Origin of the sequence: Xylophilus sp. ASV27 (genome assembly GCF_016428875.1) — a bacterium.
GTDB lineage: Bacteria > Pseudomonadota > Gammaproteobacteria > Burkholderiales > Burkholderiaceae_C > Xylophilus.
The window spans coordinates 1-397 of sequence record NZ_JAELTO010000303.1 but is presented as its reverse complement, the minus strand read 5'-3'; the positions used below and the strand labels follow the sequence as shown (position 1 = coordinate 397).

At 72.3% G+C, this 397-nt stretch carries 1 protein-coding gene; it reads right to left on the bottom strand.

Going from position 1 to position 397, the window contains the following annotated elements:
- A partial coding sequence (locus tag JHD63_RS23000; protein ID WP_198973137.1) for a hypothetical protein occupies positions 1-397 on the bottom strand: 397 nt, incomplete at both ends.

The window sequence follows — 397 nt, the reverse complement described above, 5'->3', positions numbered from 1 at the left end:
CCCCCCCCCCCCCCCCCCCCCCCCCCCCCCCCCCCCCCCCCCCCCCCCCCCCCCCCCCCCCCCCCCCCCCCCTCTTTTCATGCAGATGTCGGCATTCGAGATTTCCTGTACGGTCTCGTGGGCTCGGAGATGTGTATAAGAGACAGGTCATGGCCGCCCAGATCGCGGCGCTGCGCAAGTACCGCCAGAAGCGCTGAGCGCACCGCACTGCCGGCACTGATGAAGAAAACCACCCGAGGGCGGTTTTTTTCCTGTCTCTTATACACATCTGACGCTGCCGACGAAGAGAACCTAGTGGAGATGGCGGTGGTGGCCGGGTCAGTAGGTAGGGGGGGGGGGGGGGGGGGGGGGGGGGGGGGGGGGGGGGGGGGGGGGGGGGGGGGGGGGGGGGGGGGGG